This window comes from Pedobacter nototheniae (assembly GCF_032678625.1).
Taxonomy (GTDB): Bacteria; Bacteroidota; Bacteroidia; order Sphingobacteriales; family Sphingobacteriaceae; genus Pedobacter; species Pedobacter nototheniae_A.
In genome coordinates this window covers 324640-347839 of record NZ_JAVTSO010000004.1, presented here as the reverse complement: position 1 = coordinate 347839, position 23200 = coordinate 324640, and the positions used below count along the sequence as shown (strand labels likewise).

Annotated in this window: 12 protein-coding genes; 3 read left to right on the top strand and 9 right to left on the bottom strand. The window is 37.8% G+C overall.

Annotated features, from left to right (window positions below; genetic code table 11):
* Nucleotides 1-2: 2 nt before the first annotated feature.
* Together R2Q77_RS14175 and R2Q77_RS14170 are read right to left on the bottom strand one after the other, a co-directional pair.
* The gene (locus tag R2Q77_RS14175; RefSeq protein ID WP_316804386.1) at nt 3-6878 is read right to left on the bottom strand and encodes a lamin tail domain-containing protein; all 6876 of its coding nucleotides are present in this window, start codon (nt 6876-6878) and stop codon (nt 3-5) included.
* A 149-nt stretch (nt 6879-7027) separates the two neighbouring features.
* Nucleotides 7028-7648, bottom strand: coding sequence for an L-threonylcarbamoyladenylate synthase (locus tag R2Q77_RS14170; RefSeq protein WP_316804385.1), 621 nt, complete (start codon nt 7646-7648; stop codon nt 7028-7030).
* Nucleotides 7649-7731: 83 nt separating this feature from the next.
* Between R2Q77_RS14170 and R2Q77_RS14165 the strand changes: the two genes are divergently transcribed.
* Both R2Q77_RS14165 and R2Q77_RS14160 read left to right on the top strand, forming a co-directional pair.
* Entirely contained in the window at nt 7732-9393 is a 1662-nt protein-coding gene (locus tag R2Q77_RS14165) for an FMN-binding glutamate synthase family protein (protein ID WP_316804384.1), read from the top strand.
* 1193 nt (nt 9394-10586) lie between these two features.
* Nucleotides 10587-11075 (top strand): hypothetical protein, encoded by a 489-nt coding sequence (locus R2Q77_RS14160; protein ID WP_316804383.1) that lies wholly within the window; start codon nt 10587-10589, stop codon nt 11073-11075.
* A 65-nt stretch (nt 11076-11140) separates the two neighbouring features.
* Here R2Q77_RS14160 and asnS read toward each other — a convergent pair whose 3' ends face one another.
* From asnS to lpdA, 7 genes are all read right to left on the bottom strand, one after another.
* The gene (gene asnS, locus R2Q77_RS14155) at nt 11141-12589 is read right to left on the bottom strand and encodes an asparagine--tRNA ligase (RefSeq protein ID WP_316804382.1); all 1449 of its coding nucleotides are present in this window, start codon (nt 12587-12589) and stop codon (nt 11141-11143) included.
* A gap of 91 nt (nt 12590-12680) precedes the next feature.
* Nucleotides 12681-14330: a M28 family metallopeptidase gene (locus tag R2Q77_RS14150; RefSeq protein WP_316804381.1), complete on the bottom strand. Its 1650-nt coding sequence runs from the start codon at nt 14328-14330 to the stop codon at nt 12681-12683.
* A gap of 717 nt (nt 14331-15047) precedes the next feature.
* Nucleotides 15048-15575: a ferritin gene (locus R2Q77_RS14145; RefSeq protein WP_316804380.1), complete on the bottom strand. Its 528-nt coding sequence runs from the start codon at nt 15573-15575 to the stop codon at nt 15048-15050.
* Between the two features lie 302 nt (nt 15576-15877).
* Nucleotides 15878-16237 carry a hypothetical protein gene (locus R2Q77_RS14140; RefSeq protein WP_316804379.1) on the bottom strand — a complete coding sequence of 120 codons (360 nt, stop codon included), beginning with the start codon at nt 16235-16237 and terminating at the stop codon, nt 15878-15880.
* Nucleotides 16238-16366: 129 nt separating this feature from the next.
* Entirely contained in the window at nt 16367-16927 is a 561-nt protein-coding gene (locus R2Q77_RS14135; RefSeq protein WP_316804378.1) for a GNAT family N-acetyltransferase, read from the bottom strand.
* A complete protein-coding gene (locus tag R2Q77_RS14130; protein ID WP_316804377.1) occupies nt 16927-17766 on the bottom strand; it encodes an MBL fold metallo-hydrolase in 840 nt (279 codons plus the stop codon). The genes R2Q77_RS14135 and R2Q77_RS14130 overlap by 1 nt, the downstream gene beginning before the upstream one ends.
* 120 nt (nt 17767-17886) lie before the next feature.
* A complete protein-coding gene (gene lpdA / locus R2Q77_RS14125) occupies nt 17887-19275 on the bottom strand; it encodes a dihydrolipoyl dehydrogenase (protein WP_316804376.1) in 1389 nt (462 codons plus the stop codon).
* Between the two features lie 544 nt (nt 19276-19819).
* Here lpdA and R2Q77_RS14120 point away from each other — a divergent pair.
* Entirely contained in the window at nt 19820-23167 is a 3348-nt protein-coding gene (locus R2Q77_RS14120) for a TonB-dependent receptor domain-containing protein (protein ID WP_316804375.1), read from the top strand.
* Nucleotides 23168-23200 lie beyond the last annotated feature (33 nt).

Here is a 23200-nt window from a genome sequence, read left to right as displayed (position 1 = left end):
AATTAGTCTCTTATAATGTTGATAAACCCTTTGAAATTTCCAAGCCCCGAACCCATATCCAGGATGTAATAGTAAGTTCCTTCAGAAAGCGGACTGCCATTTAGCGTGCCATCCCAATCGTTATTATAACCTTGTTTGGTGTATAAAACACGACCGGCTTTATCAAATATTTTTAAGGTATTGTTAGGGTAGTAGTCGATATTTTTAATGATAAATTTATCGTTAATACCATCGCCGTTTGGTGTTAAAACAGTTCCGGCTTCTAACTTATAGTCCTCCGTAATTTGAATGTTGATGGTTTGCTGGCTTGTACAACCATTTGCGTTTGTAACCACTACACGGTAATTACCACTTTGTTTTGGCCTGATGGTTACTGCCGCCGCATTTTGGCCGCTTAAAATATCAGAACCCGTCCAGCTGTATTGAATACCGCCCGTAGCCGTTAAAATTATGGCATCGCCTTTAGAGATTGAAAAACCCTTATTGCTTGTAATTGAAACAACCGGTAAAGGATTAATGGTTACTGTTGCGTTACCACTTTGTAACTGATTGGCATAAACATCGGCTACGCTAACCAGATTATAAACAAATGTACCAACTGTATTGGTGGGTATATTAAGGGTTGCCGTGGTTGTATTGGTGCTAACTGTACGGTTGCTGCCTCCATTAATGTTATACGTAAAAGTATAAGGTGCCGTACCTACCGAGCCTGTAAAGGTGATTACCGGATTGCCTGAGCCAAAACACGCTGCTGCTGTACCTGCAATAGTTGCAACAGGTAACGGACGGATGATTACGGTTGCTGAACCTGTTTGTGCCTGACCGCAATTTACATCTGCAATGTTAACCAAATTGTAAACAAATGTGCCTACTGTATTGGTAGGTGCATTAATGGTAGCCGTATTTGTGTTTGAGCTAACTGTACGGTTTGCGCCTCCGTTAATGTTGTAGGTAAAGGTATAAGGCGCAGTACCATTTGCTGCGGTAAAGGTAATTACAGGTGCTGTTGCATTTTGTGGCGTAGCGGTTGTACCACTAATGGCTGCGGTAGCTAATGCCCTAACCAATACAATGGCCGATCCTGTTTGGTTTTGATTCGCATATGCATCGGCTACACTTACTAAATTATAGTTAAAAGTACCTGCAACATTGGTTGGTGCGTTTACAGTGGCTGTTGTATTTGCACCCGTAGTTGTAATGGTTTGGCTTGTGCCGCCATTAATGTTGTACGTAAAGGTGTAAGGTGCAGTACCGGCTGAACCTGTAAAAGTGATAACCGTTGAACCTGGTGTTGCACATGTTGTTGTTGCACCTGCAATGGTTGCTACCGGTAATGGACGGATAATTACGGTTGCCGATCCGGTTTGTGCCTGACCGCAATTTGCATCTGCAACATTAACCAGGTTATATATGAATGTGCCAGCTGCGTTTGTTGGTACAGCAACTGTTGCTGTATTTCCAACTGAAGTTACGGTTTGCACTGTACCGCCGTTAATGTTGTAACTGAAGGTGTATGGCGCAGTACCATTAGCACCGGTAAAAGTAATGTTGGGCGCAGTTGTATTTACAATTACGGTTGTAGTACCGCTAATGGCTGCCGTGGCCAGTGGTGCTACGGTAATGGTAGCGGTTCCACTTTGGTTCAATCCGCAATTGGCATCACTTACGCTTACCAGATTATAGGCAAAGCTACCTACAACATTTGCCGGTACGGTAACCGTTGCAATATTACTTGCTGCAGCTGTTGTAATGGTTTGGCTGGTTCCGCCATTAATATTATAGGTAAAGGTATAAGGTGCTGTACCATTGGCCCCGGTAAATGTAATTGCCGGAGCAGTTCCATTTAAACAAACTGTGGCCGTACCGTTTACCGTGGCTGTTGCTGCAGCCGTAACCGTAAGTTTAAAAGTGCGGTTAATTTGGTCTATGCCACCAAAATCAGTTCCGCCATTGTCTTGAACAGTTACTTTAATGTTTGCAATACCACTTACATTATTCTTTAAATGATAAGTGATGGTTGCTTTATCGCTTCCGTTTGCCGCTACCGTTAAAACATCAAATAAATTTGCATTATCTGACGTAACCGAAAGGTTGATGGTTTGAGCAGTTTCAGGGCCTGCAGAAATGCCTGTTAAAGGAATGGTTAAGTTTGTGGTATTGTAACACGCTTTTTGATCAGGCACAACATCTAAAGTTGGTGCACCATTGCCAAATAAATACCTCGTTTTAATTGGGTAGTGATCTGTTGTCGTGGTACTATAATTGGTTACCAAACTTTTCAGCGCATCCAGTACTTCGGCAGATGCCGGAATATAATTGGTATTTAAGCTTTTAGTTACAATAACATTATCGATAACGGTTGGGAAACCTGCTGTTGATTGTTTTCCTGCTAAACTTAATGGTAAAGTAAGCGGGAAATAATTGGCGGCATCATTGGTAAAATCAGAATAAGATGTACCTGTGCCGGCTGGCATTGGGGCAATGGTTTTATCTGCATCGAGCACATCATTAAAATCGCCCAGGATAATTACCTTTTTACCTGCAAGGTTTGCATCAAGCCAGGTTTTAAATTGCAGGTTACCATCTTTTCTACGGTTGTATGCATCTACTTGATCGGCTGCAGTACCCGTGTTTGCTTTTGCGTGTATTTCTATAAAATATACCGTATCGAGTTTATTGTTAATTTTTACCTGCGCTTCCATTAAATATGGGAAACGACCTGAAGACCAGTTTTTGTAAGGCGTGCCGTTTGCACTTGTTGCAGGTATGGCCGGGTTATAAGTATCTCTTAGTACACCAAAAGAGTTTATTGGATGAATAATGTCTGTGCGGTACATGAAAGCCAGTTTCTGTGCCAATGGATAATCAGCATCGGCTTTATCATCTGCATACGAACCAAAATCACTGAAAATTACATTGTAACCTGCTGGTAAAACGGTATTTCTGAATAAAGTAGTATCTACAACTTCGGCAAAGCCATAAATATCGGCATTAATGTTATTAACAATGGTTTTTACATTTGCGGCCTGCAGGTTATCATCTTTTGGATCTTGTGCCGGACTTCCAAACCATTCGATGTTCCAGTTAACCACTTCAAGACTATTTGCAATATCAAAAGTGTTACCTGATAAACTCACAAATTTATTAACCGATCCTGATGAAGCAATACTAACATTACCCGAATAATTTGAATTAACGGTTGTTGGCGAGAATTTAGCATAAACCGTTTGAGAAGTATTATTGATATCGGCCTTAGCATATGAAAGGCTATTGCCGAAAGTACCACCACTTGTTTTAGCAATAGTGAAGTTGGCAGGGGCGGTTAAGGTAACATCATCTGTTAAATTTCCGGCAGAAAAGCCAAATGTTTTCTCCGGAGATGTTGTTCCGCTTGCCTGAAAACCAAAATTTAAACTTGATGGCGAAGTGGTTATATCAACTGCCGGTGGGGTAGTTGAATTTAATACCTGGAAATCATCAACTGTCCACCTACTTGCCGATGAAGTAGTAGAGGTATAAATAATGGCAACATAAATTGGTGTTGCTTTGTAGGCGGTTAAATCGATGTTATCAGATTTTGTCCAAACATCAGTAGCCGTTTCAGGAAACTTACCGTCTAAGCTGGTCCATGTAGCCAAAGCCGGATTGCCCGAACCTGAATAATTTGTTGAAATTTTAAGCTGAAGTTTATCTCCTGCAAATGCAGATCTTGTCCAGAAGGAAAGGATTGCGTAGTTAAATGTAGAAAGGTTTAAAGCTGGAGAAATTAACCAGTCTTCATTTAAAATGTTACCGGCAGAATAGCCATTAATTTGAAGTGCATTTCCTAAACTTGCTTTCCCGGTTGGGTCAGAAGCATCGTGGCCAAATGTAGTTGTACATCCCCAGGTTTGAGGGCCGGTTACACTATACTGATAAAAACCATCAGATAAGGCTGAACTTCCAACAGTTGTACAGTTTTCAAAATTGAATGCGGTTTGATTTGGGTCAACACCCGCGCCTGTTAAGCCCAGGCTTACTGTTTTTGCACCCGTACTGGTGTGCGAAATGGTTCCTGTAGCGTTTCCTATAGCAGTAGGCGTAAAACGAACATAAACGGTTTGATTGCTTACTAAATCGGCAACCGTATAATTTAAAACGTTAGAGAAAGTAACGTCATCTTTCGAAATGGTAAAAGATGCTGTTGCCGTTAATGTAACCGGGTTGATTAAATTACCACCAGAAAGCACGTAAGTTTTGGAAGCAGAAGTGCTGTTAAGTGCCTGACTGCTGAAGGCAAGCGTGGTTGGCGTAACTTTTAAATAAGGACCAGTGGTGGAGGCAGGCTCTGTTACACTTGAGTTTTGAGGTTCAGGTGCTCTGGTAATAAAATCAGTGGCATTGTCATCGCTATCATATCCATTACCCGCAAATTCTTCAGTACCGCCAACGGCTAAAGTAGCTGCAGTTGAGTTTGGACTGGCTTTACGCTCAATAGAAGTGGTGTTGGTTGTTGCAGCAGCAGGTGCCGAACCCTCAAAACCGTTTGCAGTACCAAAACCTACTAAATCAATAATGTTTAGGCCTGCAGGTTTTATGCCGGTTTGTATGGTGCTGGTATTACTTAAAAGTACTTTTCCGGCTGTGCCTGATAAATTTAAGGTTCCGACTTTATCTGGTGTTGGTAAATCCAATGTGCCACCCGAGCCAGCTGCCTCTTGAATTAAGTAGAAACCTTTTGCGGCAATACTTCCGGAAAGAATGGTAGCAGCCCAGTTTCCTGTTCCTGTTGCGCTTGCATATTGTACACTCCAGCCTGTTAAATCAACCGCAGTATTGGTTGGGTTATACAATTCAATAAAGTCGTTTTTATAAACCGCTCCGCTATTGCCACCGCCGCCATATACCTCAGAGATCACTATATGTGTTGCGCCAACTGGTTCAACTATAGCGGAGTTTTGCGGGTTAGGACTTTGCGTTACAAAATCGGTATTGTTATTATCCGTATCGTATCCATTGCCCTCAAATTCTTCTATACCGCCTATTGCCAATGTTGCCGTAGTAGAGGTAGCAGAAGCTTTTCTTTCAATAGATGTACTGTTAGTCGTACCGGGCGCTGCAGCAACACCCTCAAAACCATTTGCGGTGCCGAAGCCCACTAAATCTATAATTTGAGCACCAGTAGGTTTGGCCCCTGTTTGGAACGCGGTTGTATTTGCAAGCAATACTTTGCCTGTTGTACCCGATAAGTTTAAATTGCCAAGCTGGTCTGGAGTTGGTAAATCTAATGTACCTCCGGCGCCTGCAGCTCCTTGTATTAAGTAAAATCCTTTTGCCGGAATACTTCCTGTAAGCGCCGTTGTAGCCCAGTTTCCTGTTGATATAGCCGATGCATACTGTACACTCCAGCCTGTTAAATCAACTGCAGCATTTGTTGGGTTGTATAATTCAATAAAATCATTTTTATAAGTTGCACCACTGTTGCCACCACCGCCATAAACTTCAGAAATAACCACATGCCCCTGAGGGGCTGCAGGTGTAGTTCCGGTTCCGGTTAGGGCTACATTTACAGTTGTTGCGCCTGTACTTGTATTTACAACATTATCTGTAGAGGTTAAAGCTGCTGTTGGACTAAAACGTACACTTACTGTTTTGGCCGATGCCAGTTCGGCAGCCGTATAAGTTACAGAAGTACTAAACGTAGTGTTGTCTTTTGAAATAGAAAAAGGTGCATTTGTGGTTAATGTAACATTGCTTGTTAAGCCAGTTGCACTTAATGTATAAGTTTTTGTAGTGTTGGTTCCTGTATTTAAACTTCCAAAATCCAGCATACTTTGATCGGTTGTTAAAACTGCCGATTGACCAATACCGGTTAATGAAACGGTTGGAGGAGTGCTTACGCCACCGCCGGCTGTTGTAATGCTGCCCGCCTGTGTACCTGCTGTTGCAGGGGTAAAATTTACATAAACCGTATTGCTTCCGGTAAGTTCTGCATTGGTGTAAGTTATTGATGTGCCAAAACCCGTTCCAGTGGTTTTTGATATGGCATAAGGAGCCGTTGCTGTTAAAATAACATTTGTTCCATTAAGATTTGAAGAATTAAGGGTATATGTTTTTTCAGAAGAAGTAGTATTGTTTAATTGTGTTCCAAAATCTAAAGATGAAGGTGTAACCGATAAAGAAGGAACAATTGCTCCCCCTGTGGCAAATGATAAACTGAAATTATCTATTGCAGTACTGGCTCTATTTCCCGAAACACCTGAGGCTGTAAGGGTAACAATGCGAATCCAGATGGGACCACTGTTGTTATTTAAAGCAGCACCAAAATCAATATTAATTGTGTTGTTGGAAAATACTGATCCTCCGGTAGTTAGGGTGCCTGTTGCGCTTGCATTAGTAAAGGTGGCTGGAGAAGCGCCAATACCATAATCAACCCGCCATATTGTACTTCTGGTAGAAGTTGGATCAAGGGATTGAAGGTTAAAACTTAATTTTAAATCAGATTTTCCTGTTGTATTGGCAATTTGAAAAATAAATGCTGCCCCGGGATCACCCAAAGAACCAGTTTGCCTGATACCCAAAGCCCTGTCGGTTTTGGTTAACTGATCGGCCCCTGTAGCAGCAGCACCTGCCGCGGCGCTGGCAAAGTTTTTAAAAGCGCCATTGCTACTTGCCCAGTTAGTGCCTGATGTAGCATTATTGATTGGAGTAGCAGACAGTGTAGCTGCGGTTCCTAAGGCAGTAGCGGTAGAGCCCGTCCTTACAGAAAAACCCGCGGGTAATCCTGAACTTATTCCATCAAAATTTTCAACATAAGGCGAAGTTGTTAGCGTTACCTGAGCTTGCGAAAATTTTGAAATGAAAAAAAGGGATAAAATTAATAGTAAGGTTTTTTTCATATAACGTTGTTAGTTTAAAACAAATGTATATGCAAAAATCCTCTTTCAATATTAACTTGTTGTTAATTATTGCAATTGTGGAAAAATAATGTTAATGTTGGATAAGAATTTGACTTTTACGTCGTTGCGCTTCTTTTTTTATAGAATTTTTACAAATATTCTTCGATGTCTCCTTTTCCTTCACGGATAATTTCAAAGTCACCCGTTGTACAATCAATCACCGTCGAAGCCTCATTATCCCCATAACCACCATCAATTACTAAATCAACGAGGTTTTCATATTTTTCATGAATTAATTCAGGATCGGTTGAGTATTCGATCAGCTCATCATCATCTTTAATGGAAGTAGAAAGGATGGGATTGCCTAATTCCTTTACAATACACCGGGCAATATTATTATCAGGAACCCGGATACCAACCGTTTTTTTATTCGAGCTTAATAACTTCGGAACATTATTATTGGCATTAAAAATAAAAGTAAAAGGCCCTGGTAAAGCTTTTTTCAATACCCTGAATGTGGTATTATCTATGGGCTTAATATAATCTGCAATATGACTTAAATCGTGGCAAATAAAAGAAAAATTAGCTTTTTCAGGTTTTATCCCACGAATGCGGCAAATTTTCTCAATAGCCTTCGGATTGGTAATGTCGCAACCCAAACCATACACAGTATCAGTAGGATAGATAATAATTCCGCCTTTTTTTAATACTTCAACAACCTGTTCTATGGCTCTTTCGTTCGGGTTTTCGGGGTAAATCTTAATAAGCATATGTAAAAATAACAAAATTATGATGCCAGTTGTTTAATAATCCTAATCTTTGTACCACAAAACATATACGCTAATCTAATTTTATGAGAAAAGCATTCATCGCCATTGCCGCATTTTTAGTAACCATAACGGTTATGTTAGGTTTAACCTATCCACCACTTTGGTGGATTTCAATTTTTACAGGCCCAATTGTTGTTTTGGGCATTTACGATTTAATCCAGCCCAAACACAGTATTGTCCGAAACTATCCCGTTGTTGGTCGTTTGCGTTATTTTATGGAAGATTTACGTCCTAAAGTATACCAGTATTTCGTAGAAAGTGATACCAACGGAACCCCTTACAGCAGGTTAAACCGGTCTTTAATTTATCAAAGAGCTAAAAAAGATAACGATACCATTCCATTTGGTACACAATTAAATGTATACGATAATGGTTACGAATGGTTAAGCCATAGTATTGCAGCCATCAGTCACCACGAGTTAAACCTTGACCCGCGCGTACTCGTTGGCGGACCGGAATGTAAAAAGCCGTATTCTGCCAGTATTTATAATATTTCAGCAATGAGTTTTGGTTCATTAAGCCAAAACGCAATTTTATCGCTAAACGGTGGTGCTAAAATGGGCAACTTTGCACACAATACCGGAGAAGGAGGGATCAGTGATTATCACCGCCAACCTGGAGGAGATTTAATCTGGCAAATCGGAACCGGATATTTTGGTTGCCGTAATGTAGATGGAACCTTCAATTATGATGCCTATGCTGAAAGGGCAAAAACGGATCAGGTAAAAATGGTTGAAATTAAACTTTCTCAAGGTGCAAAACCAGGTCACGGAGGAATGTTACCCGCAAAAAAAGTAACTTCGGAAGTTGCCCGCATTCGTTTGGTGCCCGAAGGTAAAGATGTTTTATCGCCACCTGCACACTCTGCATTTTCTACGCCAATTGGTTTATTAGAGTTTGTTAAAAGACTCAGGGATTTATCTGACGGAAAGCCGGTTGGTTTTAAATTGTGTATTGGTCGCCGCAGTGAATTTTATGCAATTTGTAAAGCGATGATTGAAACAGGTATCTATCCTGATTTTATTACTGTTGATGGAGGCGAAGGCGGTACCGGAGCTGCGCCACAAGAATTTTCCAATTCGGTAGGTATGCCATTGCGTGAAGCTGTAGCATTTGTTTACGATGTTTTAAATGGTTTTAATCTTAAGCAGCACATTAAAATCATTGCTTCGGGTAAAGTTGCAACTGGTTTTGATTTGGTTAAAAACATTGCCCTGGGCGCCGATATGTGCAATGCTGCCCGTGGAATGATGTTTGCCTTAGGATGTATACAGGCTTTGGAATGTAACAGCAATACCTGTCCAACTGGTGTAGCAACACAAGATCAGAGTTTAATGAAAGGTTTAGTGGTAGAAGATAAAACGGTGAGGGTTAAAAACTTTCATAATTTAACTGTTGCAAGTGCAGTAGAACTTTTAGGCGCAGCCGGTTTAAAAGAACCACAACAGCTAAGTCGGGCTTACATTAACAGGAGGGTTAGTCCAAATGTAATGCAGTCATATTTAGAAAGCTACCCATATATTCCGGCAGGAAGTTTATTACAAACCCCATATCCATCACGTTTTGAACTGGGTATGGCTTTGAGTAGTTCAAAAACTTTTGCACCTACCGATTACAAGGTGTCGGCAGTAGATTATTCTCACGCCAATCCGTATAACGATACCATGGCAGAGCCAGGAAATTAATTCTTCCTTACTTTACTATAAACAGAGGCCAGTTCATTTTCAACCGGCCTTTGTTGTTTCTAGGCATTAACAATAATTAGAAAGGATACCTAAAGTGCTCTTAGGTGTCTAAGGTGGTCGACAAACAATAAAAGTATGATGATTTAGAAACGTACGGTTCTGTGTGTATGGCAATTGTAGTCCCGCTTTTCGCTTTACTCCGTTTCACTTCGTGCTCGCTACAATCTGGTTTAGATACAAAGTTTTGCTGCGCTCTGTCTATGCTCATTATTGCGAGCAATCTCTTTATTTTCTTACGCTTTCCTTAGAAAATTAATCTAAGATGCTCTTAGGTGTCTAAGGTGGTCGACAAACAATAGAAGTATGATGATTTGGGAACGTACGGTTCTGTGTATGGCAATTGTAGTCCCGCTTTACTCTATTTCATTCTTAAGTGCGCTTAGGTGTCTAAGGTGGTCGACAAACAATAGAAGTATGATGATTTGGGAACGTACGGTTCTGTGTATGGCAATTGTAGTCCCGCTTTTCGCTTTACTCCGTTTCACTTCGTGCTCGCTACAATCTGGCTTAGATACCAAGTTTTGCTGCGCTCTGTCTATGCTCATTATTGCGAGCAATCTCTTTATTTTCTTACGCTTTCCTTAGAAAATTAATCTAAGATGCTCTTAGGTGTCTAAGGTGGTCGACAAACAATAAAAGTATGATGATTTGGAAACGTACGGTTCTGTGTATATGGCAATTGTAGTCCCGCTTTTCGCTTTACTCCGTTTCACTTCGTGTTCGCTACAATCTGGTTTAGATACCAAGTTTTGCTGCGCTCTGTCTATGCTCATTATTGCGAGCAATCTTTTTATGTTCTTACGCTATTCCTTATAAAATCATCTAAGATGTTCTTAGATGTCTAAGGTGGTCGAAAAACAATAGAAGTATGATGATTTGGAAACTTACGGTTCTATGTATGGCAATTGTAGTCCTGCTTTGCTTTACTCTATTTCATTCTTAAGTGCGCTTAGGTTTCTAAGATGGTCGACAAACAATAAAAGTAAAATGATTTGTTAATCTCTAAAAAACACAATTACAAATAAAGATTTTTTACACTTCAAAAGAAAAAAAACTTAAATTTATAAACACTATACACTGCTGATTGTTAATGTAATATCTTAAAAATAAATTAATTAACGCCTATTTAAATTATGCTACTATCACACACCGTTTATACCATTCTCATTTGGGTTTTCTTTTTTCTTGTTGCCGGATATGGCTGGTACATTGAAAGAATGAAAAAAAGTAAAAAAGGAATTTTATTTCTGCTTGCTGCCATTGTGCTTTCTCTGTTAATCAACTGGACTTGCCCATCTCTTTATATTGTTCAGGGTTGCGGGAAATATGAAGAAAAGGTAATGATTAAACCGCTTGAAATTAATGGTGTAAAATTAACCTATTGGCATAGCAAATGTTATGTAAATAATGTAGGAAATACGCCAGTTTATATAGAAACTATTGCTTATGGAAGCCTTACTGATGAAGAGCTGGAAGCCAAGCGTGTTGACAGAACCGTAATGCCTGGTAGAATTGCAGTGGTGCCAGCGGTAAAAATTGACTATGTATTTGAAAAAGTACCAAAAAGTGTATCTACTAAAGCAAGTAGCGAAATTAAATATCACTTAGAATGTGAAAAGTGATATTTTGAAGCAAAAAAGGGTCCGCTGATTTTTCTAACGAACCCTTTTTCTGTTAAATTTAAAGGCTAAAACTCCGCATTTTTAGGGAAACGTGGAAACGCAATTACATCGCGGATATTGGTCATGCCTGTAACAAATAATACCAATCGTTCAAAACCTAAGCCAAAACCTGCGTGTGGAGCAGAACCAAAACGGCGGGTATCTAAATACCACCATAATTCTTCCTGCGGAATGTTCATGTCGTCCATTCTTTTGGTTAAACGATCCAAACGCTCTTCACGGGCCGAACCTCCGATCATTTCGCCAATGCCGGGAAATAAAATGTCCATAGCTGCAACTGTTTGTCTTCCCTCTGCATCCGGTTCATTCTGGCGCATGTAGAAAGATTTAATATCAGCTGGATAATCTGTTAAAATTACCGGCTTTTTAAAGTGTTTTTCCACTAAAAAACGCTCATGTTCACTTTGTAAATCAGCGCCCCACTCATCAATCAAATATTTAAATTGTTTCTTCTGGTTAGGTTTAGAAGATTTTAATATTTTAATGGCTTCTGTATAGGTTAAACGTTCAAAATCATTAGCTAAACAGAAATCCAATTTTTCCAGCAAAGTAAATTCACTACGCTCATTTTGAGGTTTTTGTTTATCTTCTTCCGCTAAACGGGTATTTAAAAACTCTAATTCATCCTTGCAGTTATCTAAAGCATATTTAATTACATACTTCATCATATCTTCTGCAAGTTGCATGTTGTCTTCCAGGTCGGCAAAAGCAACCTCCGGTTCAATCATCCAAAACTCAGCCAGGTGGCGGGTCGTATTTGAGTTTTCAGCTCTAAAAGTAGGGCCGAAAGTATAAATTTGTCCGAAAGCCATTGCTGCCAGTTCACCTTCCAGCTGACCAGAAACCGTTAAGTTTGTAGCACGTGCGAAAAAATCCTCAGAAAAATCAACTTTACCATCCGCAGTACGGGGCGTGTTGTCAAAATCCAAAGTAGTTACTTTAAACATTTCACCAGCACCTTCTGCATCACTTGCTGTAATTACAGGCGTGTGCATGTAAACAAAGCCACGTTCGTTATAAAATTGATGAATGGCAAAAGCCAAAGCATGACGCACTTTAAAAACGGCATTGAATGTATTGGTGCGGAAGCGTAAATGCGCAATTTCGCGTAAAAATTCCAGACTGTGTTTTTTGGGTTGTAAAGGGAATTTTTCCGGATCACTATCGCCCAAAATTTCAATGTTGGTTGCTTTAATTTCTACTGTCTGACCTTTTCCTAAAGATTCAATTAGTTTTCCGGTTGCAGAAATGGCTGCTCCGGTTGTTATTCTTTTTAACAGCTCCTCAGGTAAATTATTAAAATCAACCACAACCTGGATATTGCTCATGCAAGAACCATCATTTAAAGCTATAAACTGATTATTGCGGAAGGTTCTAACCCATCCCATAACCGTAACTTCTGTGTTGAATGCTGTCGATTTTAATAAATCTTTAATTTGCTGTCTCTTAATCATAATTTTAATTGTAAAAGGCCCAAATTTAGAAAAAATAAATAGTTTTCAGCTGGCAATTTTTAATTCGGATTGCAAATAGAAGAGTGTTGTGTTATTTTGATAAAGATTTATCCCTGACTGCTTTAAACTCCGAACCTTTTTTCCATGCAGGAAAAGTAGTTTCGTTGCTTATTTTGTAACCCACATTAAATAAAATATTGGCAATTTGAGTTATTCCATCCGCATTGAAGGCATTCGTATAATCGTCAGAAGGCTGGTGGTATTTTTTATCGTTATAAAGTTTCTTTTGCGCCGCTCCCCATTCTTTGCCTTTTTCATAGCTGTCAATTCCATTGCCAACATCAACAGCCGGCACACCAACTTTGGCAAAATTAAAATGATCTGATCTATAATAACTTCCTGCACTTGGCCTTTGATCGCCCACGGCATACAGTTTATCTTTTTCAATTTCAGCAGTTAAATAATCTTCAACCTCATTTTGCCCCTTACCTTTAATAGAAATGTCTTTTGTTTTTCCATAAGCGCCAAGGGCATCCATGTTTAAATTAGCAACTGTTTTATTTAAAGGGTAAACCGGATTGGATGCATAATATTCTGAGCCAAGCAAACCTTGCTCTTCGCCAGTTACAGCTAAAAATACAATCGATCTTTCGGGCTTTTGTTTTGCTTCCCTAAAAGCTTTAGCAACGCTAAGCATGGCTGCAATTCCGCTGGCATTATCCACTGCACCATTATAAATGGAATCGCCATTAATTTTTGGTCCAATGCCAAAATGATCCCAATGCGCGGTGTATATAACATATTCATTAGGCCTTTTGGTTCCTTTAATTGTAGCGATTACATTTTGAGAAGTATTGTATTTTAATTTATTCTTTAAGCTAATCGTTAAATTTTCATTTAAAGACACCGCTTTAAAATCTTTTTTTCGGGCATAATTACGAATATCGCCTGTTATTCCTGCGTTTGCCAACAATTTAGTGGCCGCTTCTTCGGTTATCCAGCCTTCCAGTTTGCAGCGTGATGCATGTTTGTCTTTTTCCTGCAAATACAAACGTGCGCCTGTATTGCTATTGGTAATTACCGACCAGCCATAACTGGCGGCATCTGTTTGGTGGATAATAATTACACCTGCAGCACCTTGCCTGGCTGCCTCTTCAAATTTATAAGTCCAGCGCCCATAGTAGGTCATAGTATCGCCTCTGAAAACCGTTTTATCATTAGATTTAAATCCTGGGTCGCTTACCAAAACAATAACCGTTTTACCTTTAACATCTAAATTTTTATAATCATTCCAATTGTATTCGGGTGCTACTATTCCGAAACCGGCAAATATTAAAGGCGATTTTTTTAGCTCGATGTTAGCTTGTTCTCTTCTGGTAAAAGCAACAAAATCTTTGTTTGCCTTTAAATTTATATTGGTTTTACCGCCTGTAATTTCCATGGTTTCAGATGGGGTAGACGTAATTTCGACCATAGGTACTTTTTGGATATAACTTCCAGCATTGCCTGGTTCTAAACCCATTTCTTTAAATTGTGTAGCTAAATAATTTACGGTTTTTGTTTCACCAATTGTAAAAGGGCGGCGACCTTGTAAACTATCGTTTGCCAAAACTGAAATGTACTGTTTTATTGATGCAGAGCGAATTGTTTCATTGTTCTCCTCTGATTTTTCCTGTTGGCAGGAAAATAAAGTAGTTGTAAAAAGGATGATTAATAGGTAGGGGAGTTGCTTTTTATTCATGATAGCTTATTAATAAATTTAATAATTTGAATTGAACAGTGGTTTGTCCACTATAGCGATGTAAATTTAACTGAATATTTAAATATGTTTATTATCCACCGCATTTATAATTCCTTCAGTATAAATTAATGTTATTCGCTACGCTAAATTCCTTTAAAAACTGTCAATTAAATGAATTAACTGATTTTTTTAGTCGATTATTCTTAATTAACGTGGTTTTTTTATTTTTTAATTAAATTTTTTATCATTTTATTTAAATTAAACTCAAATATTTAGTATATTTTTTTATTATTAATTAATTTTTGATTGATTTATATTAATTTAGTATACTAATTTATATTTTTTAATTTTTTATTTGTGTTTTGAAGTGTATTTTTATTATATTATTATCTTTTAATAAAAATATTTTAATTTTTATTTGAAATAAATTGCTTTTTAAATAAAAATATCTATTTTTGTGATGCTCGTTAATTATTATTATATATTTGGTTTAAGAAAAGCGCTGGCAACGGCGCTTTTTTTATAAAGAAAACACAAAAGACTTATTCATAATCAACATAAACCAAACCAACTAACCAAAAAAGCTTCCAGGGAAACCATGGAAGCTTTTTAATTTTAAGGGATTTTGTGTTTTTACAAGGCAACGTTTTGTTTTTTATATAAAAAAAGCTTCCATGGAAAACCATGGAAGCTCTTATCAACAATATGTTTTGTTAGTTATTGTTCTGAATAAGTGATTTTGTTGACATGTTTGTCAATTTCCCATCTGCCTGTTCCTTCTTCGCCAATTACTTCGAATAATTCCAATGCACGACGTGCTTTATATTCTTCTTCGCGTTGCTCTTTTAAGAACCAGTTTAAAAATTCCATTGTAACGAAATCTTGCTCCTTGTGGCATTTTGCAGCAATGTTTTTAAAGCTTTGCGTTATTGCAATTTCAGCTTCTAAAGCGTCTTCAAATACTTCTCTGAATCCTGCGAAGTCAGTTTTAATGTTTGCTACTTCCGGAGAGATTGCATTTCCACCCATATCTAAAACATATTTAAATAATTTTAGCTGGTGAGCGCGTTCTTCTTCTGATTGTTTTAAAAAGTAATCTGCTGAAAAGTCAAATCCGTTTTGGTCACACCAAGATGACATTGATAAATATAGTGATGAAGAGTGTGCTTCTTTTTTAATCTGCTGATTTAATAATGTTTCGATCTCTTCAGAGATTAAACATTTAATGCGCATTAAGTCTTTCATAATTCTGTGCTTTAATAACAATACAAATGTAACATGTATTTTAGGTATTTGTGTGAATTATTTGCTATATGAAATTAGTCTAAATTGCTGGGATGTAGGTATTTGTAATCAGTTTAAATAAGCTGAAATTGGTAATAGGAAATCAGAAATAAATGAGGTTTCCTTATAATCGGATTGCGAAATCAGAAAAAGAATTAAACAATAATGTTTAACAGGAGGATATTGGATGGGAGAAAAGAATAGAACAGCAATGCAATTTAACGTGCTGGTATTTAGCACCGTCATGCCTTTTTACATTTATATTAGTGTACCAGCCTGTAAAGGCAATCGCTAATCATATGGTTAAGTTTAAACATGGTAAATGTACCTTGTAATAAATCTTTAAGTGCCAGGATTTCTAAAGCGCTTAGCAAGTAAATGTGCTCGCAACCGTTAAAGGTTACCAATTCAAAATCCGCTTTGTGTGTATTTAACAGGAGAGATTCTACATCAATGTTTTCAACAGCATTTTTAAGTTTTTGTAAAGCCAGGCAATTGAAACGGGCAAACTTGCCGCCAAAATCAATATAAAAGCAATTAAGCTTATCCGATTGATAAATAATACCGTGGTTGTTTGAGAAAACATTAATCAGCTCATTGATATTGATACAGGCTTTTTCCATTGCTACAAATGTTGTGATTATTTAGATTAAATACAAATAATCTTTTCATAAAATTAAAAAAACTGTATTTCTTAGTCTGAAACGGTGTTTTTGAAAAACCTCTGAAAATATTAGCGTTTGGAGCGCTGACTATAAATTGTTATAAACCATATGGTAGTATTGGCTGCCGATAAATGTTCTTTCGTTTTCTATTTTAAAACCCATTTTTAAATAAAGTTTTAAAGCGCCTTCATTCTTTTTATCGACTAATAATGCTGTTTTTTTGTGCCCCAGTTTTACTGCCCATTCTAAACCAGCTTTTATTAAGCGCTTTCCAATGCCCTTTCCCTGTATTTTTTCAGAGACACTAATCGTATCTAAGTAAAATTCACCGGCCTCGGTTTCAGGCTCGGGGTTAAAGTTTTTTAATCCTTTGTGCTCAGTTAAATACTGAAGAAATGGAGCCCGGAGTTCTAAGATTTTCGCGCCATCATAGGCATTTATAGATCCGGCAACTTCTCCATCGTTTTCAAAAACTAAAGTATTTTCATAGCTGTACTGGTTGCCTTTTTGTTCGAAAAAGTATTCAAATAGAGCAATAACTTCCGAAAAGTTATTGGAATTAGCAAATTTGAAAGCTAAATCGCCCATGGCCTGTACAATTAATGGCGCTACAGCTTTACTGTCTTCCGGTTTTGCATATCGGATCATTATAGATCCGATAAGTTAAATGTATCAGCAACCCTGATCCCTTTTTCCGTTTGTTGTAGGGTGCAACATTCATTTATAGGGTCGTGCTCCAGGTATAAAATATAATCGTTAGCTACAGCTTCTTCTAAAAATGATTTCTTTTCTGTCAATGTTTTTAAAGGGAACATATCATACGCCATTACGTAAGGAAGGGGCAAATGCCCAACAGAGGGTAGGAGATCAGCCATGTAAACAATGGTTTTACCTTTATAATTAATTTTAGGGAGCATCATGGCATCTGTATGTCCGTATGCAAAGCTGATGTTGATGTTGGGTTGCCATTCAATATCCTCTTTCTCTTCCACAAACTTAAGCTGGCCGCTTTCCTGGATGGGTAAAATATTATCTTTTAAGAAAGAAGCTTTTTCTCTTGCATTGGGTTCTATAGCCCATTGCCAATGTTTTTCGTTGCTCCAATAATGGGCGTTTTTAAAAGCCGGAAGTAATTTTTCTCCTTCACGTTTTACTGCACCGCCTACATGGTCAAAATGTAAATGTGTTAAAAATACATCTGTAATATCGGCACTATTAAATCCAAGAGCAGACAATGATTTCTCCATGGTATCATCTCCATGCAGGTAATAATGACTAAAAAACTTTTCATCCTGCTTATTGCCAATGCCAGTATCTATTAATATGAGCTTATTTCCGTCTTCTATTAAAAGGCAACGCATGGCCCAGGTACAAAGATTGTGCTCATCAGCAGGATTGGTTTTTTGCCAGATTGTTTTAGGTACTACGCCAAACATAGCACCGCCATCGAGTTTAAATAAGCCTGTATTTATGGTGTGGAGTTTCATTTTTTAAGATAAATAAGTTGGATAATGCAATTTAGGGATAAAAATAAGAAAACCCTTTAGCGAATGCTAAAGGGTTTTTGAAAATTCATTTTAGTTTTAGGAGATCAGACTCCAGACTACCTAAAGGTGTATCACTTCTCCATACGCATCAGCTGCAGCCTCCATAATGGCTTCACTCATGGTTGGGTGTGGATGTACAGCTTTAATCATTTCGTGACCGGTAGTTTCCAGTTTACGTGCAACTACAATTTCTGCGATCATTTCGGTAACATTGGCACCAATCATGTGTGCACCTAATAATTCTCCGTATTTAGCATCAAAAATTAACTTTACGAAACCATCTTTTGCACCGGCAGCACTTGCTTTACCTGAAGCAGAGAAAGGAAATTTACCGATTTTTAATTCGTAGCCAGCAGCTTTAGCGGCTTTTTCTGTATAACCTACAGACGCAATTTCTGGTGTGCAGTAGGTACAGCCCGGTATATTATTGTAATCTAATGGCTCGGCATGCTGACCAGCAATTTTTTCTACACAAATAATGCCTTCTGCAGAAGCAACGTGTGCCAAAGCTTGTCCACCTACAACGTCACCAATTGCATAATAACCTTTAACAGAAGTATTGTAAAATTCGTCGGTAACGATTTTACCTTTTTCAGTTTTGATACCTACTTCTTCTAAACCAATGTTTTCAATGTTGGCCACAATACCAGCAGCAGAAAGTACAATGTCAGCTTCGATGGTTTGCATACCTGAAGCCGTTTTAACCTGAACTTTACAACCAGTACCACTTGTATCAACAGATTCAACACTTGCAGAAGTCATTACGTCAATACCTACCTTTTTAAGGCTGCGCAATAATTGTTTCGAAACGTCTTCATCTTCTACAGGAACCACGTTTTCCATAAATTCAACTACAGTAACCTTCGTTCCCATTGTTGCATAAAAATAGGCAAATTCAACGCCAATAGCGCCTGAACCAACAACAACCATGCTTTTCGGTAATTCTGGTAAAACCATTGCCTGGCGGTAGCCGATAATTTTTTTGCCGTCTTGCTTTAAGTTAGGTAATTCTCTTGAGCGAGCACCTGTGGCGATAATAATATTTTTAGCAGTTAATTCTTGTTGAGAACCATCTGCACCTTTAACTTCTAATTTGTTGCCCGGCTTAACTTTTCCGGTACCCATAATTACGTCAATTTTATTTTTTTTCATCAAAAACTGAACGCCTTTACTCATTCCATCGGCAACACCACGGCTGCGTTTTACCACAGCTGCAAAATCAGCAGTTGCTTCAGCGGTAGTAATACCATAATCTGCAGCGTGGTTAATGTATTCAAAAACCTGTGCACTTTTTAAAAGTGCTTTGGTTGGAATACAGCCCCAGTTTAAACAAATGCCACCTAATGATTCGCGCTCAACAATTGCAGTTTTTAAACCCAGTTGGGAAGCTCTGATTGCAGCTACGTATCCGCCCGGACCGCTGCCTAAAACAATAACATCGTAATTCATATCTATTAAAAGAAATTTGCTTTTTAATTGTTTCGTTATACCTTATTATAATCTCCGGGTAGGAGCGGGCTCTGATTGGTCAGATTTCCCCATCGGTTTGATTAAATTCTCGCCGAATTATAAATAATCTGGAAATTTTTTGGTTTCCAATAATTGCCAAAACTAAAAAAAAAATGTCAATTCGGTTAGAGATTGTTGTGTTTGCTGCACAAAGAATATAAAAATTACATTCATGAAGGATTAGGCTGTGTTTTAAGAAAAGTTTAAAACAGTTTTTAAGATAATTTTACTGTTAACCTTAATTTAATATGCAATTGCTAATCAAACATGTTGTTTTTTGATAATTCGAGTAATGAATGAACAAGGGATTGATAAAGTGAAAGTTATAAGGCGATTAATTCATGTTAATTGTTGAAAAGTTTTGCGATAGTTAATAATTATTTAACATTGAATGTTAAATTGTGTTAAAATTTATTATTTACATTTGCAGCGATAAAATCAGTTGATCTTATTCATAAAAAACAAAACATTTAAAAAACAAAGTATGAACAAATCTTTACTTTTAAAATTTGTATTCATTATTGTAGCTTTCGTAGGTTTCGCTTTCGCAGCTAATGCGCAGGTAACCACATCTTCAATGACTGGTACAATCAAAGATGCAAAGGGAGCTTTGCCAGGTGCCAGTGTTAAAGCTACACACACACCAACCGGTACAGTTTACTCTGTATCAACCAACAACGATGGCCGTTTTACGATTGGCGGTATGCGTGTTGGTGGTCCTTACACCATTGAAATTAGTTTCGTTGGGTACAGGCCAGAAAAATTAACTGATGTTTATTTAAAGTTAGGTGAGCCTTATCTTTTAAACTTAACCTTAGTTGATAATAGTTCAACATTAGCCGAGGTTAAAGTTGTTGGACAGAGCAGTAACGCAATTCTGAACTCTAATAAGAGTGGTGCTAATACTGTAATTACCAGACAACAAATCCAAAACTTACCAACCATTACCAGAAGTGTAAATGATTTAACCCGTTTAACTCCTCAGGCTAACGGCACTTCAATTGGTGGTGGTAATTACCGCTCAAACAACTTTACGGTTGATGGTGCTAACTTTAACAATCAGTTTGGTATTGGTCAAAACATTCCCGCAGGAGGTTCTCCAATTTCTATCGATGCATTAGAGCAAATTTCAATTAATGTTACACCTTACGATGTTCGTCAATCAGGTTTTACAGGTGGTTCTGTTACTGCTGTAACCCGTTCAGGTTCAAATACGTTTTCGGGAAATGCATTTTACACAATGCGCGATGAAAGTATGCAAGGAAAAAGAATTGGCGATACCTATCGTATTCCTGGAACTTCTATTCAAAAATTGGATGAGAAAAACTATGGCTTTAGCTTAGGTGGACCAATCATTAAAGATAAATTATTCTTCTTTGTTAATTATGAGAAGAAACATACTATTGAGCCTGGAAATAACAGGATTGCAGCTACTGCAGGTCAGCCTTATGGTAGTTTAACAACTGTTGCTCCAGCAACTGCTAATGATTTAGATAAATTGAAATCTTATTTAATTTCTAGATATGGTTATGATCCGGGTGTTTATCAGGGCTATTCAAATCTTAGTGATAATGAGAAAATGTTTGCTCGTTTAGACTGGAACATTACTAAAAACCACCGTTTCAGTGTTCGTTATAACCAAGTAGAAAGCAAGTCTCCAAGTCCTGCATCAACTTCGGTTTCAGGTTCGGGTGTAACCGGTAACTTAGGTTATGGTAATAACAGATCAGGATCAAACACAAATGCTGGTTTAAATTTTTCTAACTCTAACTATTATCAGGCTGCAAACTTATATTCAGCTGTTGCTGAGTTAAACTCTAACTTTGGTAGTAAGGTTACGAATGTTTTACGTGCTACTTATTCTCACCAGAATGACCCCAGAAGTTCTGACAGTTCTCCTTTTCCATTAGTTGATATTTTAAATAATACACAGTCTTCAACTTCTGCTGGTAGTGTTTTAACAACTTTTGGTTATGAGCCATTTACTTATGGAAACTTAAGAGATGTTAAAGGTTATACTTATAGTGATGATTTAAGTTTGGCTTTAGGTAAACATAACATTACTTTAGGTTTACAGGCAGAATATAGTACCACTAAAAATGGTTTCCAAAGATTCGGAACAGGATTTTATACTTTTGCTTCTTATGATGATTTTTACAACAACGCAAGACCATTACAATATTCTGTAACTTATCCTTTAACGGCTGATGGTTCTCAAGCTTATCCAAGCTTTAAATTTGCACAGTATTCAGCTTATTTACAAGATGAATTTACAGTTTCTGAGCGTTTAAAAGTAACTGCTGGTATTAGATTTGAGCAGGCAACTTATCCAAATGTTTCTGAAATTAAAACACATCCTTTAGTTGCTGCACAAACTTTCGCTAATGGTGAACACATTGATACTGGTATATTACCAGCTAACAAAATAACTTATTCTCCACGTTTCGGTTTTAACTGGGATGTAATGGGCGATCGCTCTTTACAGGTTAGAGGTGGTTCTGGTATCTTCACTGGTCGTGTTCCATTTGTTTGGATCGTAGGTCAGTCTGGTGATGCTGGTTTATTGCAATATACTCAAGTTTATACAGGTGCAAATACACCATTTTTTAACCCAAGCATAGCCCCTAACCTGGCAACTGCAGCTCCTGCAGCAGGAACAAGTATTCCGGGTACAATTAGTGCTATGGCTCCAAACTTAAAGTTTCCTCAAACCTGGAAATCAAGTTTGGCGGTTGACTTTAAATTACCTGGTGGTGTTGTAGCTACTTTAGAAGGTATCTATGGTAAAGACTTAAACGTTGCTGTTGGTAAAAACGTTAACTTAAAAGATCCAACTGCTTTAAATATCCCTGGATATCCGGATAACAGACCTTTTTATGGAAGTTCTGTAAATTCAAGACAAGTTGTGAACATGAATACTGCAGGTATCCCTGTTGCAAACGGTACATCTGTATTAAACGTTACTCAAATGACTAACGCTAAAGGTGGTTATAACTGGCAGGCAACAGCTCAGCTGACTAAACAATTCTCTAATGGTTTATCTGCAATGATCGCTTATACAAGATCTGACCAACGTAACTACGGAGATGGAAGTGGTGATCAGTTATTGAACTTATGGTCTATTCCATTTACTTCAACAAATGCTAATAACCCTACATTAAGTTATTCAAGTAATTTAAATCCTGACCGCGTTGTTGCATCCGTATCTTACAGAAAAGAATACTTAGCTAACTTAGCAACTTCGTTCTCGTTATTTTATTCAGGGTCTCAACAAGGAAGATTCTCATATAGCTACAGTTCAGATTTTAACCGTGATGGACAAACAAATGATTTAATTTATATCCCTCGTGATGCATCTGAAATTAATTTTGTTGCTATTCCTGCCGGAACTACTGGTTATGCAAAAGCTTATTCTGCACAAGAGCAAAGTGATATCTTCATGGCTTATATCAACAACGATAAATATTTAAGTGAGCATAAAGGACAGTACGCTGAACGTAATGCAGCTACATCTCCTTGGAGAAACCAGTTTGACCTTAGAATAACCCAAGAGGTTTTTAAAAACTTTGGAAAAACGAAAAACTCATTCCAATTCACTGTGGATATCTTTAACGTAGGTAACTTATTAAACCGTAAATGGGGTAACGTAAATTTTGTGAACAACTCAGCAATTTTAGTTCCTCAAAATGTTTCGGCAATTAGTGCTACCACAAAACCAACATTCAGATTAGCTAATGCTCAAGGTGATATTGTAAGAAATACATTTGGTACTTCTCAAACAATTTCTTCAACTTACTACATGCAGTTTGGCGTTCGTTACAACTTTAACTAATTCATAATCTTGAACCGGTCTATTTTTATAGAT

Coding starts and splice junctions, on each gene's coding strand:
- R2Q77_RS14170 (WP_316804385.1), bottom strand. CDS start 7,648: ATGCTTATTAAGATTTACCCCGAAAACCCGAACGAAAGAGCCATAGAA.
- R2Q77_RS14150 (WP_316804381.1), bottom strand. CDS start 14,330: ATGAATAAAAAGCAACTCCCCTACCTATTAATCATCCTTTTTACAACT.
- R2Q77_RS14145 (WP_316804380.1), bottom strand. CDS start 15,575: ATGAAAGACTTAATGCGCATTAAATGTTTAATCTCTGAAGAGATCGAA.
- R2Q77_RS14135 (WP_316804378.1), bottom strand. CDS start 16,927: ATGATCCGATATGCAAAACCGGAAGACAGTAAAGCTGTAGCGCCATTA.
- lpdA (WP_316804376.1), bottom strand. CDS start 19,275: ATGAATTACGATGTTATTGTTTTAGGCAGCGGTCCGGGCGGATACGTA.
- R2Q77_RS14165 (WP_316804384.1), top strand. CDS start 7,732: ATGAGAAAAGCATTCATCGCCATTGCCGCATTTTTAGTAACCATAACG.
- R2Q77_RS14160 (WP_316804383.1), top strand. CDS start 10,587: ATGCTACTATCACACACCGTTTATACCATTCTCATTTGGGTTTTCTTT.
- asnS (WP_316804382.1), bottom strand. CDS start 12,589: ATGATTAAGAGACAGCAAATTAAAGATTTATTAAAATCGACAGCATTC.
- R2Q77_RS14140 (WP_316804379.1), bottom strand. CDS start 16,237: ATGGAAAAAGCCTGTATCAATATCAATGAGCTGATTAATGTTTTCTCA.
- R2Q77_RS14175 (WP_316804386.1), bottom strand. CDS start 6,878: ATGAAAAAAACCTTACTATTAATTTTATCCCTTTTTTTCATTTCAAAA.
- R2Q77_RS14130 (WP_316804377.1), bottom strand. CDS start 17,766: ATGAAACTCCACACCATAAATACAGGCTTATTTAAACTCGATGGCGGT.
- R2Q77_RS14120 (WP_316804375.1), top strand. CDS start 19,820: ATGAACAAATCTTTACTTTTAAAATTTGTATTCATTATTGTAGCTTTC.